Source organism: Gordonia rhizosphera NBRC 16068 (genome assembly GCF_000298195.1).
Classification (GTDB): Bacteria; Actinomycetota; Actinomycetes; order Mycobacteriales; family Mycobacteriaceae; genus Gordonia; species Gordonia rhizosphera.
On record NZ_BAHC01000055.1, the window covers coordinates 46,319 to 65,693 of the forward strand.

Consider the following 19,375-nt stretch of genomic DNA (forward strand, 5'->3'; position numbering starts at 1 on the left):
AGATGTGGACCCATGAACGACCTCGAGGAGATCAAAACCCTCAAGTACCGGTATCTGCGCGCACTCGACACCAAGAACTGGGACGCCTTCGCCGACACACTCACCGCCGACGTCACCGGCAACTACGGCGCGAGCCTGTCGTTCACCAACCGCGACGACCTCGTGGGGTTCATGCGCGCGTCGGTGGGTCCGGGGATCGTCACCGAACACCGCGTCGGGCACCCGGAGATCACCGTCGACGACGACACCGCCGCCGGGCGCTGGTATCTGCAGGACCGCGTGATCGCGCCGGAGTTCTCCTTCATGCTCTTCGGGGCGGCGTTCTACACCGACCGCTACCGACGCACCGCCGACGGCTGGCGGATCAGCGCCACCGGCTACGACCGCACCTACGAGGCGAAACTCAGCCTCGATGACCTGCCGAGTTTCGCGCTCGACGTGGGGCCGGCCATCCTGACCGAGGAGCCGTGATGAGACACCATCCACAGGACTTCGAGAATCGTCGCACGGCCGGCATCGCGCTGGCCGCCGAATTACGCGCGCTGCCCCTGATCACCGACGGTGAGACCCCGGTGGCGGACCGCGTCCTGGTCCTCGGCCTCGCCCGCGGCGGTGTCCCCGTCGCCCGCGAGGTCGCCGAGGTCCTCGGAGCGCCGCTCGACGCGCTGGTGGTCCGCAAGATCGGTGCACCCGGACAGCCCGAGTTCGCGATGGGTGCGCTCGCGGCCGGGGAGGTCGTCGTCAACGACGACATGCCACACCGGCTCGGCGTCTCCCCGGAGCGATTCCAGCAGATCGCCGATCGTGAGGAGCAGGTCCGCGCCGCACGAGAGGCCCGCTATCGAGAAGGGCGTGAGCCGGTCCCGATCGCCGGCCGCACGGTCGTCCTCGTCGATGACGGGATGGCCACCGGTTCGACGATGGCGGTGGCGGTGCGCGCGGCGCATGCAGCCGGTGCCGCGGCCATCGTGGTCGCGGTACCCACCGCCCCCGCCGACACGCTGAGCCGGTTCGCAGACGACCCCGCGGTCGACGCGGTCGTCTGCGTGATCACGCCGGAGCCCTTCCACGCGGTCGGCCTGTACTACCGCGATTTCCGGCAGGTCGACGACGAGGAGGTCGTCAGGTGCCTGCGTTCGACCTGAGCAGCAATGCCGCGAGCTCGGCGCGGTCGGCGACGTCGAGTTTGGTGCACGCCCGGTAGATGTGGCCCTCGACGGTCCGCACCGAGACCGTCAACCGCTCGGCGATCTCCTTGTTCGACAGGCCTGCGGCCACCAGGTTCGCGATCTCACGCTCCCGTGTCGTCAACGGAAGTGGTTGCGCCGCCTCGACCAGTGCCGGGGTCTGCAGCCCACCGCACTGCGCCGCGAGACGATTCGCGAGAGCGGCCGATGCCACCGTCGCCGAGCGACTCTCCGCGGCCTCATGCAGCAGGCTGGCCTGCGCCGCCGAGTCGGCGGCCGACAAGAGGTAGCCGAGCCGCTCGAATTCGCCGGCGCACAAGTCGAGTTCGACCCCGTCTCCGACCTCGAGGGCTCGGGCGTGGCGGGCGTAGAGCCCCGCCAGCGGTCCGTCGATCTGCGCAGCCAGTTCGGACAGCCGCTCTGCCACCGAGGCATCGGAGAACCGGGCTGCCGTGTGCAGCGCCTCGGCCTCGATCGCGAACTGCCCCGAGTCTCGGGCCTCTGCGGCCGCCGCCAGCGCCGTCTGCACGGCCACCGACACTGTGCCGGAGGCCGCCTCCTGCCACGACCGCGCGATGGTGAGCATGGGACCGAAGACCGCGATGTGACGTCCGAACCGGGCCTGCGCCTTGCGCAGCGCGCGTTCGGCCGGTGCGGTGCGTCCGGTGGCGGACAGCGCCTGCACCAGGTAGACGCGGGCCGGATAGTTCCACGATTCCGCGGCACGACCACTGTCCAGAGACGCCAGCGTCTGCTGCATGCGGCGGGCGACCGCTGCACTGTCACCGTGGGCGAGTTCCACCACGGAGACGAGGATCCCGGCCATCCCCCATCCCAGATACTGACCGACGTTGGAGAACTCCACGTAGCGGTCGGCACGCACCCCGGCTTCATCGAGCTGCCCGGTGAGGGTGAGTGCGAGGATCTCACCCAGGCCGGCAGGGAACCGGAGCAGCCCGTCGGTGGACTGCTCCGCGACACGTGCCCGAGCCGCCAGCGCGGCGACCTCGTACCCTCGTCCGCACACCGCCCGTGACAGGGTGCCGCCAAAGACCGCCCATTCGACGGCCCAGGGCGACGGATGCGGCGATTCGAGCACCTCGTCGGAAAGCGTGATCGCGTCCTGGACGCGGTTGTCGAAGATGGCGCGGACCGACGCGAAGCCCTTGACGACGAGTGCGAGGGTGGGGTCGCTGATCTTCTCCTGCAGCATCGCGAGGACGTCGTCGGCCCGATCTGCGTCCCCGAGCGCCCACAACAGCGTGGCGAATCGCATTCCGCCCCAGAGGACCAGTTCCAGCTCGGTCAGATCGGCGGGAGAGAACGCGGTCAACACGGCATCGGCCTCGTCCGCGTTCCCCTGCCACATCAGCGACCGCGCCAGCGGTTCGGCGGCCGCCAGACCGCCCGTTCCCTCCGCGACGGCCGCGCGCGCGAACCGTTCCCCGAGCGGGGCATTCGCGAATGCGAGGGCGTCCCGGGCCGCCGCACTCATCAACGCCGAATCCACCGCGACATCGCTCTCCAGCGCGAGGTCAGCGAGCCGGATGCGTTCCGCGGGGGTATCGGTGCCCTGCGCCTGCAGCGCTTTCACCAGCCGCCCACGCAGGCGCCGCGACGACGCGAGGCCGAGCCGGTGGCGGATGACCTCACCGAACAACGGGTGGTTGTAGCGGACGTTCAACCGCCGGCCGTCCCGGACGATGCGGACCAGACCGGCGATCTCGGCAGCCTCCACCGCCTCCTCACCGGCGAGGTCGGCGAGGATGTCGATGTCGAGGGGTTCACACAGCGCCAAGTACTTCAGCACCGTCAGCACTGCGTCGTCGAGTTGCTCGATACGGCTCTCGAGCAGCGATGCGAGCTCGGAGGTGATGGCTGCCCGACCGCGCAACTGCCATACCCCGTTGACCTGGCGCAACGTCTCGGCCTGACGGGCGCCCTCCACCAGATGACGCAGGAACAGGGCGTTGCCGCCGGAGGCCTCCCACATCAGATCCGCCGACAGGCCTTCGAGCTGACCGCCGAGCACCGTCTCGATGAGTTCGACGCTCTGCTGTTTCGTGAACGGCGACAACGTGAGCCGGGTGAGGTGGTTGTCCTTCCACAGGGAGGTCACCGCGTCCGGGACCGTCTCGCCGCTGCGCACGGTCGCGACGATGTGCACCGCCCGGTCGATGGCGAGCTGATGCAGCAGGGTGGCCGAGAGCTCGTCGAGCAGGTGGGCGTCGTCGACACCGATGACGATGTCGCCCTCCGCGAGCAGGGATTCCCGAGCCGCCGCGAGGTAGGTCACCGGATCGCTCGTCGTCGCCGAGCCGACCAGATGCGCGAAGACACCGAGCGGGATGCTGCGGGCGGATTCGGTACCCGCGACCCAACGGACCCCGCCGTGCAGGCCCGCGGTCACATGGCGCGCCAGCGTCGTCTTGCCCACACCCGAATCACCGGTCAGGACAACGCCGCACGCCGCCGTCTCGCCGCGCAGGGTGGCCGCGATGATGCGGAACTCCTCCTCGCGCTCGACCAGAGGCCAGTTGGTGGACATGGAAGGATTTTAGTACCCCGATGTGAACGGGGGCATTACCCTGACCGCGCTACGCCGCATCCCACCGCACGGCGGATGTTCGCCGTCGGCGTCACGCATCGCGACGCTCGGTCACCACGATCCCGAAGCCCAGGATCGCGGCGGCGAAGAGCGCGAAATAGACCAGCGAACCATAGGCATTCCAGTGGTAGGACGCGACGCCGGTGGTGTCGTTGAGGAATCGGCTGCCGTTGGCGAACGGCAGGAACGGCGCGACGTGCGGGCCGACCTTGGGCAGGATCGACAGGATCGATTCGACCGCCAGATTCCAGATCAGCACGATGACGATCGCACCGGCGGTGTGCCGGACGATCCGCCCCGACCCCGAGCCCGATGACGACATAGAGCACGGCGAGCACCGGTGTACCCCAGATCTGCCGCCACACCCCGGGATCGGTGAGGTCGATGCCGGTGCCCGCTCCACCCATCAGCCGGACCACCGCCAGGGCGACCAGACTCAGGATCAGGGTCACCGCGAACGCGAGCCCACCGAATACTGCGGCCTTGGCCGCCAGCACCGTCGACCGGTTCGGCACCGCCTGGAAGGTGGTCCGGATGGTGCCGAAGCGGTATTCGCTCGTCACCGCGAGCACCGCCATGATCATCAGGACCAGCACCCCGAACGCGTTGATCCCCACGAGCGCGCTCCACGCCGCCTCTCCGGGCGACGTGGCGATCGGTCCGGTGACCGAGCCGATTACCAGTGCGACGCCGAGCGCGAGGACGACGACGATCGCGACACACCAGTAGGGCGAGCGGGTGGACATCAGCTTGATGCGCTCGGCGTTCATCGCCGTGATCATCGCGGCCCTCCCGCGATCTGCGGCGGATGATCTGTCCCGCCGTGATACTGGACCGCACCCGCGGTCATCGCCATGAACACTTCCTCCAAAGACGCACCGGTGGAGGCCAGTTCGTGTAGCGCGATGCCGGCCCAGGCGGCGAGGTCACCGACGTGTTCGGTCGTCGTATCGGCGACCGACAGGAACGGCCTGCCGTCGGGCCCGATGTTCGGGGTGACCGCCAGGCCCGCCTCGGCGAGTACCCGGTGCAGCTCGGGCAGCCGGGGGCTGCGGACCCGGACGCTGCTCGACGCGTGGCCGGTGAACTCGGTGACCGAGCAGTCCGCGATGAGGCGACCCTGCCCGATCACGACGAGATGGTCGGCGGTCACCGACATCTCGTTCAGCAGATGGCTCGATACGAGGACGGTGCGGCCCTCGGCGGCAAGGTGACGCATGAATCCCCGGATCCAGACGATGCCCTCGGGGTCGAGGCCGTTGACCGGTTCGTCGAACAGGAAGGTGTGCGGATCGCCGAGGAGCGCGCCGGCCAGGCCGAGTCGCTGCGACATGCCGAGCGAGAAGCCGCCCGCCCGCTTCGTCGCCACCGTCGAGAGCCCCACGAGGTCGAGGACCTCGTCGACCCGCCGCTTGGGGATACCGTTGGACGCCGCCATCCAGCGCAGGTGGGAACGGGCACTGCGATTGGGGTGCACCCACCGCGCATCGAGCAGCGCGCCCACCTGCCGCAGTGGGTGATCGAGGTCCCGATACGGCCGTCCGTTGATCGTCGCGGTGCCCGCGGTGGGGCGGTCGAGTCCCAGGATCACGCGCATCGTCGTGGATTTGCCCGCACCGTTGGGCCCGAGGAAGCCGGTCACCACACCGGGGCGCACCTCGAAGGTGAGGTTGTCGACGGCACGGACCTGGCCGAAGACCTTCGTGAGGTTCTCGACTCGCAACATGACTCGACCTTAGTGAACTCGCGAGACCTCAGTGAACTCGCGCGACGTACCGTGGATCGTGTGTCTGTCACCCTTGCCGTGCTGCTGTGGTCGGTCGACGACCGAGAGTCTCAACTGCACCACTACGAGGACGATGTGCTGCGGCTCGTCGCCGAGCATCGAGGTCGGGTCCTGACACGTGTGCGCAACATCGACGCCGCAGACCACCCCACAGAAACCCAGGTCATCGAGTTCACAGACCAGTCCGCGTTCGACGCCTACATGACCGATCCGCGCCGGGTGGCGATGGCGTATCGCCGCGACGCATGTGTCGCCCGCACCGAGGTCTGGCGAGTCGATTCCGTCTGAGGAACGAGCGGTATCTCCCGCGCTCGCTGGTCGGGGGCGCCCTATGAGCGCAACGGACCCTGTAGACGTCGCATCACCGGGCCGCCATCGACACCGGCGTGTGGGTACCCCGCTCACGCGCGGAGTTCGGGGCCGGCCTCCCTCTCAACGCTGGGCGACGCGGCGGCTGGGCGAGCCCGCCGGCTGTGACTCCGGCGGGCCCACCGGGCCGCCACCTTCTTTCACACTGTGGAGTTTTCAAGGAACGTGCGTCCGGGGAGTTCCCGGGTGGCTGGTCAGGTGATTCGAAAGATGCTGCCGGTCAGGTGTGCTCGGTCATGCTCGGGCAGGGCCTGGGATCAGGGCCTGGGATCAGGGCCTGGGGTCAGGCGGCGATGTCGTCGAGGTGCATGGTGCGGCGGTTGTAGGCGGGGATCGGGGTGCGGTTCGGGTCCTGCTCCACCGGCGGGAGCAGCCAGGGATGCCGGTCGGAGCCCATGACGATGTCCCAGCCGGAGGCGTGGATCTGGGCGTGACACGAGGTGCACAGTAGGCAGCCGTTGTCCAGGTCGGTGGGACCCCCATCAGCCCAATGCCGCACGTGGTGACACTGCGTATATCCTGCTGCCGCACCACATTTGACACAACACTGGTCGCGGACGATCAACGCTCTGCGTTGATGATGAGTGAACAGGCGCTGCGGGTGTCCCATGTCCAACGGCACCTTCTCGCCGTCGACGATGATCGCGGTCACCGTGGCATCACAGGACAGCGTTTTCGCCAGGGTCTGCGAGATCGGGCCCAGCCACTGCAACGCCGCGGCATCGGGGGTGTCGGCCGGGACGGTCAGATTGAGGTGCGTTTTCGGGGCCGCCACCAGATCGGTGACCCCGGACTCGGCGGCGCGGGCGGCGGCGTCCAGGATCATCTCCAACGCGTCGGCGCGGCGCTGCCCAGTGCTGCGGGCATCCTCGGACCCGTCGGGTTCGGGGCGTTTACCGGCCAGGGATTCGATGGCCGACACCAGTTTCTCCCCGATCACGATGTCCAGATTCGCCGAGACCTCCAACCGTCCGTCGTCGGTGGGCGTGCTAGTCCACTCGTTGATGGTGCGGTCCTCACCGGCCGGGACACCACCCTGGTCGTCGGCGATCTGGTTGCCGATGCTGCGGGCGGTGTCGAGCACCTGGCGTGGGGTGGCCCCGGCAAACGCCTGGGCGATCAGGGCGAGTTGGTGCTCGATCCGCGACACCTCACTCAACGGTTCCGGCGACCGTTTCTCGATATGGGCCATCCCGCGGACCAGCGCGTCGACGTGTTCTGAGGAGAAGACCCCATCCCCCGAATACGCCGCGACCCGCTCCAGGGTGGTCAACGCGGCGGCGATCCGCAGCCACCGATCCGCCGCCGTGGGTGCGGCACCCATCTCGGTCAACAGGGCACGCGTCTTCCCGCCGGTCTGACGGGCCATCCCCAACCGGTCCAGCGCGCCGGCGTGCACGGCGAGTTGATGGTCGACCACGTTCCGCAGCCCCATCAGGATCTTGGTGGTCTCGTACACCTCGCGGCCGGTGGCGTCGGAGGTGATGGTCAGGTCACGGACGGTGGGGAGCAGGTTATCGATCGGCATGCCCCCATAGTAATCGAACATCTGTGCGAATTTTGCCGCTGCGGCGGGTTATCCACAGGCCAGGATGAAACCCGTAACACCCTGCCTGTCATAGGATTTGGTTTGCCAAGGCGGAACACCGGAAATGATCAGCCTCGCCACCAGCGTCGAGAACCCGAAGATCCAGATCGTCAACGCCACCATCTGTGACACGTCGAACGCAATGCCCAAATCGAATCGATTTCACAGCACTGCAAAGGTTTTCGTCAGACGAGAGCAGCTCAATCGCTCATCATACCGTGCAGGTAGGACAGGATACTCGGTGCCGAATTGCGCAGTGCGGCAAGGATACCGGCGGCCATCCGGGGTCCCGAGAAGCCGCGGACCCTGCCAGGGATCGAGAGATGTCACGCCGGGTCGAGCGCCGCCAGCAACATCCGCGCCGCCGTCGCGATCAGCGCAGGCCGATCGGCCGTGGCCGGCCGCAGGAGCGCGATCCGCAGACACAGGTTCGCCGTCGCACCCATCGTGAGAAAGACCAGGTCGTCCAGCGCACGCTCGTCGAGGTCGGGTCGTAGTCGCGCCGGCAGGATGCGTGCGAGGGGTATCAGGGGTTCCTCCACCTCGGCCCAGGCCTCGCCGAATTCGGCCTCCGCTGTCGACGTTGCGACGCGGAGCACCGGATCGTGCTTCTCGAAGGCACCCGTCAGCGTCTCGACGATGATCACCATCGCCGCGCTCGGCTCGGCGTCCATGGCCCGGCCGACGCCGGTGGCCAGGGTGGTGGTGATGTCGCGGACCGCATCGGCGCGCAACTCCTCGATGATCGCGTCGACATCGGCGAAATACCGGTACACGGTCCCGATGCTGACGTGAGCGTGGTCGGCGATCTCTTGTGATGTCGGGCGTCGTCCAGGGCGACGACGCAGCATCTCGACGGCCGCGGCGAGGAGTCGTCGTCGCATGTCAACACTGCGATCTTGCTGCGGCCGGGCCCGCGTGCGCGAGCCGGCGGGACGTCGAGGAGAACCGGCCATAAAAGTGAATAGTAAGTGAGGATTCCTCGTGTTTCACTGTCATCGTGGAGTCTGCAGCCCCGAGGGAACTGATCAACACCGACATCGCGATCGCCCGCTACCCGGTCGCGGGTGAGGTCTGGGTGTCATCGATGTGGTCGGGTGATCGCCTGGCCGACGCGGTCGTCCTCGACGAATTCCCCGGGTCGTCGGCCACCGCGGCCGTCCGCACCGCACTGGAGCACGGCATCTCCGCCGTCGACGATGCGCCGACCTCGCTGGTCGAGCTGTTCGCCTTCCTCGACGACGAACCGAACTGGGTCGATCACGCGCGGCTCGACCGCGCCGCCGACGCGCTGATCCGCCACACCGCCGCCCTCGGGATCGTGCTCGGCGCGGCCTCACTCCTGCGCGGTGCGGGCAACAGCATCGCCGGCAAGCCCCTGGTGCTGACCGGGCGGTACACGACGATGCCGGCCGTGCGGTCCGTCGAGGTCGGCGAATGGCTGCGGCATGTGATCACGCCCGGCGGGATGCGCCGCGACGGAGCCGGGTTCGCCTACACCGTCCGCGTCCGGCTGATCCACGCCCACGTCCGCAGCGCCATGTATCGCCTCGGCACCTGGGACGAGCCGGCGTGGGGTGTGCCGATCCCACAGCCGTACATGGCATTCACGATGGCCGAGTTCGGTCACATCGCGCTCGACGCGATGGCACGCCTCGGCGTGCGGTTCTCCGAGGACGAGCTCGACGCGATCTATCATCTCTGGCGCTACGTCGGACACGTCATCGGCATGGAGCCCGACCTCAACCCCGTCGACGCCGCCGATCACATCCGTATCGAGGAGCTCTACCGGCTCACCTCACCCGGTCCCGACGAATCCGATCGCGAGTTCGTCACCGCCCTCACCGACGACTACATCATCCCGGAACTCTCGGCCGTGCTGGCCGGTCCGCAACGGCTCCGCCACGCCGTCGCGGCGGGGTTGATGAACGGACTGCAGCGGGTGTTCCTCGGCGACGACGACGCCGACGCCCTGCACATCCCGGACACGCGACTCAAGCACGTGATCCGCCTCGCCGAACCGGTGATGACGACGTTCGGTCGGGCACGGATCGTACTTCTCGGTGGTGCCCAACGGGTTTCGCGGCGCGGCTATCGGGCCAGAGACGTCGAGATGACCCGCATGCGCGCCACCTACGGCGTCAACCACGAACTCGTCGACGACGCACCGTCTCCCGTGCCGGCACCGGCGCACTGACCCATGGGCGCCGGGAAGACCGGCACCACTAGAACTGCGGTGCCGGCGAGGATGCCCGCGCCCAGAACCGCTTCGGTATCCGTCCGGCCCCGGCGGCCAGTCGACCGGCAGCCACCGCGTGCCGCATCGCCGCCGCCATCCGTTCCGGATCGTCGGCGCGGGTCACCGCCGACGCGAGAAGCACTGCATCGCAACCCAGTTCCATGGCGAGCGCGGCGTCGCTCGCGGTGCCGATCCCGGCGTCGAGGATGACCGGCACCTGTGCGTCGGCGACGATCATCTCGATATTGTGCGGATTGGCGATCCCCAGGCCGGTGCCGATCGGCGATCCGAGCGGCATCACCGCCGCGACCCCGAGGTCCTGCAGCCGCGCGGCGAGTACCGGGTCGTCGTTGGTGTAGGCGAGCACGACGAAACCGTCGTCGACCAACGCCCGCGCCGCATCGAGCAACTCGACCGGGTCCGGCAGCAACGTTCGGTCATCGGCCACGACTTCCAGCTTCACCCAGGGCGTTTCGATCGCCTCCCGGGCGAGCTGCGCGGTGAGAACGGCCTCGGCGGTGGTGTGAGCTCCGGCGGTGTTGGGCAGGATCGCGATGTCGAGCCGACGCAGAAGTTCCACCATCCCGGTGCGGGACTCGGGGCTGACACGCCGGAGCGCGACGGTGGTGAGTTCGGTCCCCGAGGCCACAAGTGCGCGTTCGAGGACGGCGAGGTTGGCCACCCCGCCGGTGCCCATGATCAGCCGCGATGTCAGTTCCCGGTCGGCGATGCGCAGCGGCGCGTCGACGGTCTCGATGACGTTAGCCACCCTGCACCGCCGTCACGATCTCGATGCGAGCATCGTTGTGCAGCAGACGATCCCACCGGCCACGTGGCACCACCTCGCCGTCGACCGCGACGGCGATCCCGCGATCGGGCAACTCCAGGACGGCGACGAGGTCACCCACCGACGACTCCGGCGCCAGCCGGGTGTGCTCACCGTTGACAATCACCGACATCATCGGCGTACTCCTTCATTGGTCATGCCCATGTCCGGCACGGGCTCCTCGTGGCCGTCCAAGAGCGCCATCACCCGGTCGGCGGTGTAGGGGGCCAGCAGAATCCCGTTGCGGCCGTGGCCGGTTGCCACCACGACGCGCTCGTCGATGCGCCGAATGACGGGGAGACCGTCGGGTGAGCAGGGCCGAAACCCCGCGCCGGCCTCGGCGAGTTCGTAGGTCCGCAGAGCGGGCATCAACTCGGTCGCGTCGGCGAGCAGGTCGAGCACCCCACCCACCTCGGGGGCTGTACTCGTCTCCGAATACGGCTCGTATTGTGTTGCACCGACGACGATCCCGTCGGCGCGCGGCACCAGATAGACGGCGCGGCCATGCAGGCGCGCGCGGACCACGCGGGTCGGCGGCGGCACCGACCAGTTCGTGCGCCGCAACCGCAGCACCTCCCCTTTCGCCGCATGCAGGGCGACTTCGGACACCAACTCTCGGCTGCCGAGTCCGGCCGCCACCAGCACCTCGTCCTCGGGGAGATCGGCGAGATCGGCGAGATCGGCGACACGGCGCTCGACGATCTCGGCCCCGGCGTGGCGGACGGCGTGCTGCAGCCGATCGAGCAGACGCCGGTTGTCCACCGCTCCTTCCCCGGTGGCCAGGTATCCGCTGTGCACCCGTGAGGTCACCGCGGGTTCGAGCCGGCGGATCTCCACGTTGTCGACCGCCCGTAGATCGTTGTGCGCGCGGGGCTGTCGCGCCCACACGAACTCGGCCAGGCCACCCAGATGGTGCGCGTCAGCCGAAGACATGGCGACGAACAGCGAATCGGTCGCGGCCATCACCGCAGGATCGCCGAGGCGCGCCACCAGGTGAGGCCAGCGACGCGCCGACGCCGTAGACAGTTGCAGCAGGGCGTCCTCACCGGGATGGCCTTCGCCGAGCGAGCCGAGCATCCCGGCGGCCACCCATGCCGCCCGCCCCTGGTGCCCGGCGTCGTACACGCGGACCCGGCGACCCGCGTCGGCAGCCGCCAACGCGCAGGTCAAACCGATGACACCGCCACCCACGACAGCCAGCGTGCGCCCAGATGCGCGTCGATCAGGATCATTCACCGATGACATCCTTCCTTCGCCGGCATTACCCGGATCAGGTCCAACGGTCAGCGGGGGCTCGACCCGCACTCTCAGCCCGACGTACCCCGGGCTCCCGTGTCTCTCGTCCCCTAGCCTAGCGTCGTCGTGGTGACCGGATCGCGACGCCCATCGCTCGACCGCCTTCAAGCCGCACGGCTGTACCTGTGCACCGACGCCCGACGCGAACGTGGCGACCTGTTCGAGTTCGTCGACGCCGCCCTCGACGGGGGTGTGGACATCGTGCAGCTGCGCGACAAGGGGTCGTCGGGGGAGGCTGCGTTCGGTGCCCTCGAGGCCGGCGAGGAACTCGAGATCCTGGCCGCGCTCCGGGAGCTCACGCAGCGCCATGGCGCTCTGCTCTCGGTCAACGACCGCGCCGACATCGCCGCGCTGTCGGGCGCGGACGTGCTCCACGTCGGTCAGGGCGATCTACCCGTGGCGCTGGCTCGCCGCATCGTCGGGCCCGACGTCGTCATCGGACTGTCCACCCATGCCGACGACGAGCTGCGGGCGGCGATCGCCGACGACGACGTCGACTACTTCTGCGCGGGACCGTGCTGGCCGACACCGACGAAGCCGGGCCGGGCCGCGCCCGGGCTCGGGTTGGTGCGCGCCGCGGCCACGCTCGCACCGGCGAAGCCGTGGTTCGCGATCGGCGGGATCGACGCCGACCGTTTGCCCGAGGTCACCGCTGCCGGGGCCTCCCGTGTGGTCGTGGTCCGCGCGATCACCGCGGCCGACGATCCGCGGGCGGCGGCGGCTCGGCTGCGGTCCGCACTCGCCGACTGAGGTCCGGCGTCGCGCCATAGAGCTCCCTCAAGACCTCACACCAGCAGGCTTGCACGTACACAGTGTCAACAGCCGGGCCCTCACGTGAGGTTTTCAGCGCAGGCCCCGACGCAAACCGCTTGCCCCGGCCGGCGACACCGGTCTATGGTGGTCGGCATCATGTCGTGCATGCAGAGCCTCCTCGTAACCCGCCGCAGCGGGGTCTGATTCGACCGACCCCCCGCTGCGGGGTCGTTGCGCTGTCTGCTCATCGGTCATCTTCCCTTCGACCGAAACGAAGACGCACGATGCACACGCTTCATCTCTCGCCCCGACCCTGCTCGTATGACACGTCCCGGGATCCGTTCGCTGCTCGGTTCGGGCGCGCGCTTCCCCCGGGCCTGCGCGAGGAGGCATCGGGAATGAGCTGGCAGGGATTCACCGACAAATACACCCCCAGCGGCACCATCCGACTCGGTTCGTGGTCGGTGGAGCCCGACCGCGAGGACATGGTCACGTGCCGCGCGACCATTGCCTATGCCGATCGGATCATGTCGCTGCAGGCACGGGCGACCGGCCCGATCGGCGCGATGACATCGATGCTGCACGACATCGGCGCACCGGTGCAGATCGTCAGCCTGCATCAGCGAGAGGTCGACGGCGCGATCACGATGTTCCTGCTGTGCGAAGACCACCATCATCAATGCTGGGCACTCGGGAACGGCGAGACCGTGGCAGAGGCTGCGGTCAACGCGCTGGTCGCCGGAGCCAATCGGCTGCTCGACGCGCGGTGATCCCCCCGTCAGCGCTGCAGATCGAGCGCGGTGATTCGGTCGCGAAGACTCGGCCAGGCGTCGGCGAATCCGGGATGCAGCGGCAGCGTGGACACCTCGGTCTCCCGAACCCAGCGGAGTTCGGCCGACTCGAAGTTCGCGACGGTGTTTACGGGCTCATCGGTTTCCGCGATCACCGTGGTGTACGTCCACCCCGATGCCCCCCGATGGGTCACCAGCGCAGCGACGACCCGCAACTCGTGACCGCCAATCCCGGCCTCCTCGTCGGCCTCGCGGATCGCGGTGTCGATGGCACTCTCGTGCGAATCGCGGGCCCCGCCGGGCAGTCCCCATGTACCGCCCTGATGTGACCACACGGCCCGGTGCTGAAGTAGCACCGCGGTCGAATCATCGGGCATCGGCGCACGCAGCAGCAGTCCGGCTGCGCCGTGTCGTCCCCAATAGCGTGAACCGTCGGGGTCGATTACCCAGCCGTCACCATCTCCGCGCACTCTGCCTCCTGGCATTGGTTCCCCCCGGACGCCCCCAGTCACATCCACCGTATGTGACGTGCGCAACCCTGGCCAGAGGAGATCCGCGCAAGCGCGGGCGCTCCGACACGGCAGCGGAAGGCGAGCCCGCGTCACAGGTGAGGACTAGGGTTGACATAGGTGAAACAAGCGAGAGGTGTGACGCGACAGACAGGGTGGAGACAGTGACCCAGAAGCCGGTGACCGCCGGCACCGTCCATGACCGTCCGAGGGGAAGTGACGCCGACACCATGGAGAATCCGGGAAGGTCATAGAGGTGACCGGCGACGTATCGCCCATGCGGACCGCGCTGACCCGCGCGGGCCGTACCATCCGCCCTGGCCCGTCGGCGCCGCCCATCCGACAGGTGCTGTCGGAGCGCCGGGATGTCATCACGGCCACTCGCGAACGTGCCCAGTCGCCGTTGTCGACGCTGCGTCACTATGCGGTGACCAGCCCCGGCAAACTCATCCTCATCCTCATCGTCCTGGTCGTCGCGTTCGTCGCGACGGGGCTGTATGCGTCGACGATCCTGGAGAAGCGCACCCAGACGCTGCAGGAGATGATCAACCGCACCGAGCCGCTCGCCGAGGCCTCGCAGGTGCTCTACAGTTCACTGTCCATCGCCGACGCCGCCGCGAACTCGGCGTTCATCTCCGGTGGTCTGGAATCCCCCGCGCTCCGCGTCCGGTACTCGGATGCCCTGGCGACGGCCGCGACGGCATTCATCACCGCGGCCGGCTCACCCGAGGACAGCTCGGCCATCCCGTCGCCCGCCGCTCAGCGCGAAATCGATCGCGATCTGCAGACCCTCGCGACCAGCATCCCGGTCTACAGCGGTCTCATCGAGACCGCTCGGACCAACAACCGGCTCGGCAATCCGATCGGGTCGGCGTATCTCGGTGAGGCGTCGGCACTCATGCAGGACACGATCCTGCCCGCCGCCGAGAACCTTTACAACCGGCGGTCGATGGCCATCGCGGACCCGCAGAGCGCGCTGACCGTGCCTCCGTGGGGTGTCTACGTGTCGCTGTTCTCCGTCATCGTCGGCCTGGTAATGACCAGTCGCTACCTCTCGCGGCGCACGCGGCGCCGATTCAACATCGGGGTGCTCGCGGCGCTCGTCGCCACCGTCGGGGGCACGGTGTGGCTGCTCGCCTCCGGGCTCATGTCGGTGGCGGCGACCAGCAACGCACGTACCGAGGGTGCCGACCCGCTACATGAACTGACGACGGCACGCATCCTCACCCAGCAGGCCCGGTCGGCCGAGACCCTGTCGCTCGCGCGGCGTGAGGATCAAACCGCGCTGGATCAATCGTTCATGGACACGACCGCGCAGATCCAGGCAACCCTCGACCGGGTCAAGGCGACCGCCTCCGATTCGGGCTCGGTCACGAACGCCCAGCTGTACAACGCCACCTACGTCCTCAACCACTGGAAGCAGCGTGACGCGCAGGTGCGGGACCTGATGCAGTCGGGCAACTTCACCGCCGCCCGGGTGTTGACCGTCGGTGACGGCAAGGAGTCCACCGCGCAGGCCTACGAGGACCTCGACCGGGCCTTCACCGACATCATCACCACCACCCGCAATTCGTTCCGCGACGACATCAACACCGCTCAACGTGTGCTCGGCTACACCGGGACCGGCATCCTCATCCTCACCCTGTTCGGCGGGGTGGCGGTGGTGTTGGGTCTGATACCCCGGATCAGGGAGTACCGATGAGTCGACTCGTTTGCCCCACCGCCCCGCGTGATCGGTCCGCGCGGGGGCGGCGCCTCGTGCTGGCGGTCCTGTCCGGTCTGGTCGTCTGCGCGGCCTGCGCCGCATGCGTGCAGTTCCCGGCACCGGAGTCACCCGCGCCGGTGGCGTTCGCGGTTCGGCCGACCCCGACCGGCGCCGAGACCGACGTCCCGCACGAACCGGCGCCGAGCACCGACTCATGCAACGCGACGGCGAGTCTGCGGCCGGGACCCATGCCGGAGCCGGCTCAGATGCCGACGGGTTCGACCATGGCCGGCATCCTCGGGCACGGCCGGCTGATCGTCGGACTCGACATCGGCAGCAATCTGTTCAGCTTCCGCGATCCCATGACCGGTGATGTCCAAGGGTTCGACGTGGACATCGCCCGTGCGATCGCGCAGGCCATTTTCGACAACCCGACATCCGTCGAGTATCGCGTCCTCAGCTCGGCCGAACGCACAGCGGCACTCAAGAACCACACCGTCGACGTGGTGGTCAAAACGATGAGCATCACCTGCGACAGACTCCAGGATGTAGCCTTTTCCGCTCCCTATTTCGTTGCCTCCCAGCGCATACTGGCCACCCGCGATTCCGGTATCACCGGCGTCGCGGACCTGGCCGGCAAACGGGTGTGCGCGGCGCGCGGTGCCACTTCAATCGGCCGACTTCAGCAACTGCAGCCTCGTGCCAGAATGGTGTCTACCATCACCTGGGCCGATTGTCTGGTGATGCTGCAGCAGAAGCAGGTCGACGCGGTGAGCACCGACGACGCCATCCTCGCCGGTCTGGCCGAGCAGGATCCCTGGGTGGAGTTGGTCGGTCCACGTCTCAGCGACGAGTACTACGGGGTCGGGATACCCAAGGGGGAGGACGACATGGTGCGCTTCGTCAACGGCGTCCTGGATCAGTTCCGGGTCAGCGGCGCGTGGCAGCGGAGTTACGACCGATGGCTGTCGATCATGGGTCCGACCAACGGACCACCGCTACCCGTCTACCGCGACTGATCACGAGTGATGTCGAGTGATGTCGAGATGAGCGAGCACGAGAACGCCACCGATGCACCCGCTCCCGTCGAGGAGTCGGGCGGCGTCGACGTGGGCACCCAGGCGGTGAGTCGTGACGAGCTCTGCGACGACGACCTCGACATCGGCACCCAAGCCGCCTCCCCCCACGACCTCAACCTCGACGACGACCTCGACGACTTCGACACCGCCACCCAAGCCGCCTCCCCCCACGACCTCAACCTCGACGACGACCTCGACGACCTCGACACCGCCACCCAAGCCGCCTCCCCCCACGACCTCAACCACGATCTCGACCACGACGACGACCTCGACATCGGCACCCAGGCCGCCTCCCCCGAAGACCTCAATATCGGCACTCAACTGACGGAGCGTCCGGCGCCGCGTGAGGTCTCCACCGACCGCATCTCCGGACGGTCACGGCCGACGGTGCCCACCGAAGTCACCACGACTACGGCCCGCACCCGGCGCCTCGTCCCCGGCAGTCGGTCGATGATCCACGACCGACGCCTCGGCGGCGGATTGGTGGAACTGCCCAAGATCACCGATATCGAACCCGCGGACGCGGTGCTCACGCGCCCGGTCATCCCGGAGCGCAAGCGGTGGTGCTGGAAATGCGGTCAGGCGGTGGGACGCACCAGCGGAGCCGGGCAGGGCGAGCTCAGCGGGGTGTGCCCGCACTGCGGCTCGCGGTATTCGTTCGTCCCGGGGCTGGAGCGCGGAACCCTCGTCGCCGACCAGTACGAGATCATGGGCGCCATCGCCCACGGCGGTCTCGGCTGGATCTACCTGGCCATCGACCGCAACGTGTCAGACCGGCCGGTGGTGCTCAAGGGCCTGCTCAATTCGTCGGACTCGGAGGCGCAGGCGGTCGCGGTGGCCGAGCGCCAGTTCCTGGCGTCGGTGAATCACCCCGGCATCGTCAAGATCTTCAATTTCGTCGAGCACGCCGACGAGTTCGGCAACCGGTTCGGCTACATCGTGATGGAGTACGTGGGCGGAAAGACACTGAAGCAGATCACCTCGGAGGCCGACGGCACACCGGGTTTGCTGCCCGTCGAACACGCCATCGCGTACATGCTGGAAGTGCTCTCCGCCGTCGGCTATCTGCATTCGGTCGGGCTGGTCTACAACGACGTGAAACCCGAGAACATCATGATCGGCAGCGACGAGGTCAAACTCATCGACCTCGGTGCCGTCTCCTCCATCGACGGGTACGGGCATCTCTACGGCACACCGGGATTCCAGGCACCGGAGATCGTCGAGACCGGACCGCAGATCGCCACCGACATCTACAGCATCGGCCGTACACTGGCCACGCTCACCGTCGCGATGCCGAAGGCCAAGGGCCGCTACCTCGACGGGCTGCCCGACCCCGAGTCCACACCGGTGTTCCGGGACAACCCGTCGTATTACCTACTACTGCAAAGGGCCACCGCCCCCGACCCGGCCGACCGTTTCGCGACCGCCGACGAGATGACCACCCAGGTACTCAATGTGCTACGCGAGATCGTCGCCGTGCACACCGGGGTGCCCCGGCCGTCGCTGTCCACCGTCTTCACGCCCCAGCGATCCACGTTCGGCACCGACCTGATGCTCGCCCCTGTCGACGGCTTCTTCGACCCCGAACAGGCAGCGTTCTACGATCCCGTCGACATCGCCCGTGCCCTGCCGCTGCCGCTCGTCGACCCGCTGGACCCCGCCGCGGGCCTCCTCACGTCGGCGGCTCTGTCCGATCCGCGACAGACTCTCGACTCGATCCACGCGGCCCGCGCCGACGGGTTCTCGTCGTTGCTGGGCACCCCCACGTCCGATCCACATCCGTCGCTGGAGATCGACCTGGCCGAGGCGCGGGCACACCTGGAACTCGACGATGTCGACACCGCACTGGAACTTCTGCGGGAAGTATCTGTGCACCACGGCGATTCATGGCGGGTCCAGTGGTACATGGCGATCTGCGCGCTGATGAACGACGAACCGGAACTGGCCTACGAACGGTTCAGCGACGTGCTGGGTGCGATGCCCGGCGAGGTGGCGCCGAAGCTGGCGGTCGCCGGTACGGCCGAGTTGATCGGTCGATGGCTCTCCGACGAGAAATCCACGTCCGACGAGAGTGATTCGCGGATCTCCGATCTGTTCGACATCGCCAAGCACCACTACCACGACCTGTGGTTGACCGATCACGGCATCGTCACCGCGGCCTTCGGCTTGGCCCGCTTGTGGGTCGCTGTCGGCGATGTCGAGGCCGCGATCGAACCTCTCGACGAGGTCCCCCCACCAGTAGGCATTTCAACACCGCACGCGCCACCGCTGTGATCGCCCTGGTGCACGGCCGCCCGTTGTCCGAGGTGAAGCGTGAGCACATCGTCGAGGCGGCCCGGCGCGTCGAGATGATGCCCGACAGCGAACCCCGCAAGCAACGTCTGCTGCTGATCGTGCTCGGCACCGCGCTCGGCTGGGTGCATGAGCATCCCGACGCCGACCCATCGCTGCAACCCAACCAGGTGCTCGGATATCCCTTCACCGAGAAGGGGTTACGCGCGGGCACCGAACGCTGGTTACGTGCACTGGCGCGGCAGACCCGCAACAACCGCGATCATCGCTTCATGTTGGTCGACCTGGCGAACTATGTCCGGCCGGACACGCTGTTCTGACGAACGTTGTGTGACACTCGCCGACGG

Annotated in this window: 16 protein-coding genes, 2 pseudogenes and 1 riboswitch; of the genes and pseudogenes, 9 read left to right on the plus strand and 9 right to left on the minus strand. The window is 68.0% G+C overall.

The window, feature by feature from the left end:
• The first annotated feature begins 12 nt into the window (after positions 1-12).
• Positions 13-471: a nuclear transport factor 2 family protein gene (locus GORHZ_RS05925; protein WP_006331245.1), complete on the plus strand. Its 459-nt coding sequence runs from the start codon at positions 13-15 to the stop codon at positions 469-471.
• Entirely contained in the window at positions 471-1,145 is a 675-nt protein-coding gene (locus GORHZ_RS05930; protein WP_006331246.1) for a phosphoribosyltransferase, read from the plus strand. Before GORHZ_RS05925 ends, GORHZ_RS05930 begins: the two co-directional genes overlap by 1 nt.
• Here the strand turns inward: GORHZ_RS05930 and GORHZ_RS05935 are convergent.
• From GORHZ_RS05935 to GORHZ_RS05945, 3 genes and pseudogenes are all read right to left on the minus strand, one after another.
• On the minus strand, positions 1,123-3,735 hold the full coding sequence (locus GORHZ_RS05935) for a LuxR C-terminal-related transcriptional regulator (protein ID WP_006331247.1): 2,613 nt from the start codon (positions 3,733-3,735) through the stop codon (positions 1,123-1,125). The two genes, GORHZ_RS05930 and GORHZ_RS05935, sit on opposite strands and share 23 nt — an antisense overlap.
• 91 nt (positions 3,736-3,826) lie before the next feature.
• Positions 3,827-4,577, minus strand: a pseudogene (locus GORHZ_RS05940) (ABC transporter permease).
• Entirely contained in the window at positions 4,574-5,521 is a 948-nt protein-coding gene (locus tag GORHZ_RS05945) for an ATP-binding cassette domain-containing protein (RefSeq protein WP_006331254.1), read from the minus strand. The pseudogene GORHZ_RS05940 and the gene GORHZ_RS05945 overlap by 4 nt, the downstream one beginning before the upstream one ends.
• 60 nt (positions 5,522-5,581) lie before the next feature.
• Here GORHZ_RS05945 and GORHZ_RS05950 point away from each other — a divergent pair, with 60 nt between their 5' ends.
• Positions 5,582-5,869, plus strand: a complete 288-nt coding sequence (locus tag GORHZ_RS05950; protein WP_040530403.1) for a DUF1330 domain-containing protein — start codon at positions 5,582-5,584, stop codon at positions 5,867-5,869.
• Between the two features lie 364 nt (positions 5,870-6,233).
• Here the strand turns inward: GORHZ_RS05950 and GORHZ_RS05955 are convergent, their stop codons facing one another.
• Both GORHZ_RS05955 and GORHZ_RS05960 read right to left on the minus strand, forming a co-directional pair.
• On the minus strand, positions 6,234-7,499 hold the full coding sequence (locus tag GORHZ_RS05955; RefSeq protein ID WP_006331256.1) for an HNH endonuclease signature motif containing protein: 1,266 nt from the start codon (positions 7,497-7,499) through the stop codon (positions 6,234-6,236).
• A gap of 365 nt (positions 7,500-7,864) precedes the next feature.
• On the minus strand, positions 7,865-8,422 hold the full coding sequence (locus GORHZ_RS05960; protein WP_040530365.1) for a TetR/AcrR family transcriptional regulator: 558 nt from the start codon (positions 8,420-8,422) through the stop codon (positions 7,865-7,867).
• Between the two features lie 116 nt (positions 8,423-8,538).
• Here GORHZ_RS05960 and GORHZ_RS05965 point away from each other — a divergent pair, with 116 nt between their 5' ends.
• Positions 8,539-9,735 carry an oxygenase MpaB family protein gene (locus GORHZ_RS05965; RefSeq protein ID WP_006331259.1) on the plus strand — a complete coding sequence of 399 codons (1,197 nt, stop codon included), beginning with the start codon at positions 8,539-8,541 and terminating at the stop codon, positions 9,733-9,735.
• 28 nt (positions 9,736-9,763) lie between these two features.
• Here GORHZ_RS05965 and GORHZ_RS05970 read toward each other — a convergent pair whose 3' ends face one another.
• The 3 genes from GORHZ_RS05970 to thiO all read right to left on the minus strand — a co-directional run bounded on the left by GORHZ_RS05970 (position 9,764) and on the right by thiO (position 11,839).
• Positions 9,764-10,546 (minus strand): thiazole synthase, encoded by a 783-nt coding sequence (locus GORHZ_RS05970; protein WP_006331263.1) that lies wholly within the window; start codon positions 10,544-10,546, stop codon positions 9,764-9,766.
• A complete protein-coding gene (thiS, locus tag GORHZ_RS05975; RefSeq protein ID WP_040530368.1) occupies positions 10,539-10,736 on the minus strand; it encodes a sulfur carrier protein ThiS in 198 nt (65 codons plus the stop codon). The genes GORHZ_RS05970 and thiS overlap by 8 nt, the downstream gene beginning before the upstream one ends.
• Positions 10,736-11,839, minus strand: a complete 1,104-nt coding sequence (gene thiO, locus GORHZ_RS05980) for a glycine oxidase ThiO (protein ID WP_051998770.1) — start codon at positions 11,837-11,839, stop codon at positions 10,736-10,738. Before thiO ends, thiS begins: the two co-directional genes overlap by 1 nt.
• Positions 11,834-11,947, minus strand: a riboswitch (TPP riboswitch). (Overlaps the previous gene by 6 nt.)
• Positions 11,948-11,965: 18 nt before the next feature.
• On the opposite strand from thiO, the gene thiE reads away from it, so the two are divergent.
• Positions 11,966-12,649, plus strand: coding sequence for a thiamine phosphate synthase (gene thiE, locus GORHZ_RS05985; protein WP_006331269.1), 684 nt, complete (start codon positions 11,966-11,968; stop codon positions 12,647-12,649).
• A 401-nt stretch (positions 12,650-13,050) separates the two neighbouring features.
• A complete protein-coding gene (locus GORHZ_RS05990; RefSeq protein ID WP_006331270.1) occupies positions 13,051-13,422 on the plus strand; it encodes a 2-isopropylmalate synthase in 372 nt (123 codons plus the stop codon).
• Positions 13,423-13,430: 8 nt separating this feature from the next.
• Here GORHZ_RS05990 and GORHZ_RS05995 read toward each other — a convergent pair whose 3' ends face one another.
• A complete protein-coding gene (locus GORHZ_RS05995; RefSeq protein WP_006331271.1) occupies positions 13,431-13,913 on the minus strand; it encodes an NUDIX hydrolase in 483 nt (160 codons plus the stop codon).
• 295 nt (positions 13,914-14,208) lie between these two features.
• On the opposite strand from GORHZ_RS05995, the gene GORHZ_RS06000 reads away from it, so the two are divergent.
• The 3 genes and pseudogenes from GORHZ_RS06000 to GORHZ_RS06010 all read left to right on the plus strand — a co-directional run bounded on the left by GORHZ_RS06000 (position 14,209) and on the right by GORHZ_RS06010 (position 19,348).
• Entirely contained in the window at positions 14,209-15,654 is a 1,446-nt protein-coding gene (locus tag GORHZ_RS06000) for a GlnX family signal transduction membrane protein (RefSeq protein WP_040530370.1), read from the plus strand.
• The gene (locus tag GORHZ_RS06005) at positions 15,651-16,676 is read left to right on the plus strand and encodes a glutamate ABC transporter substrate-binding protein (RefSeq protein WP_006331273.1); all 1,026 of its coding nucleotides are present in this window, start codon (positions 15,651-15,653) and stop codon (positions 16,674-16,676) included. The genes GORHZ_RS06000 and GORHZ_RS06005 overlap by 4 nt, the downstream gene beginning before the upstream one ends.
• A gap of 9 nt (positions 16,677-16,685) precedes the next feature.
• Positions 16,686-19,348 (plus strand): annotated as a pseudogene (locus GORHZ_RS06010) (serine/threonine-protein kinase).
• Positions 19,349-19,375: the final 27 nt, after the last annotated feature.

Excerpts from the sequence above, each read along its gene's own strand:
- GORHZ_RS05960 (WP_040530365.1), bottom strand. The coding sequence starts at position 8,422 with ATGCGACGACGACTCCTCGCCGCGGCCGTCGAGATGCTGCGTCGTCGC.
- GORHZ_RS05930 (WP_006331246.1), top strand. The coding sequence starts at position 471 with ATGAGACACCATCCACAGGACTTCGAGAATCGTCGCACGGCCGGCATC.
- GORHZ_RS05925 (WP_006331245.1), top strand. The coding sequence starts at position 13 with ATGAACGACCTCGAGGAGATCAAAACCCTCAAGTACCGGTATCTGCGC.
- GORHZ_RS05945 (WP_006331254.1), bottom strand. The coding sequence starts at position 5,521 with ATGTTGCGAGTCGAGAACCTCACGAAGGTCTTCGGCCAGGTCCGTGCC.
- thiS (WP_040530368.1), bottom strand. The coding sequence starts at position 10,736 with ATGTCGGTGATTGTCAACGGTGAGCACACCCGGCTGGCGCCGGAGTCG.
- GORHZ_RS05935 (WP_006331247.1), bottom strand. The coding sequence starts at position 3,735 with ATGTCCACCAACTGGCCTCTGGTCGAGCGCGAGGAGGAGTTCCGCATC.
- GORHZ_RS05955 (WP_006331256.1), bottom strand. The coding sequence starts at position 7,499 with ATGTTCGATTACTATGGGGGCATGCCGATCGATAACCTGCTCCCCACC.
- GORHZ_RS05990 (WP_006331270.1), top strand. The coding sequence starts at position 13,051 with ATGAGCTGGCAGGGATTCACCGACAAATACACCCCCAGCGGCACCATC.
- GORHZ_RS06005 (WP_006331273.1), top strand. The coding sequence starts at position 15,651 with ATGAGTCGACTCGTTTGCCCCACCGCCCCGCGTGATCGGTCCGCGCGG.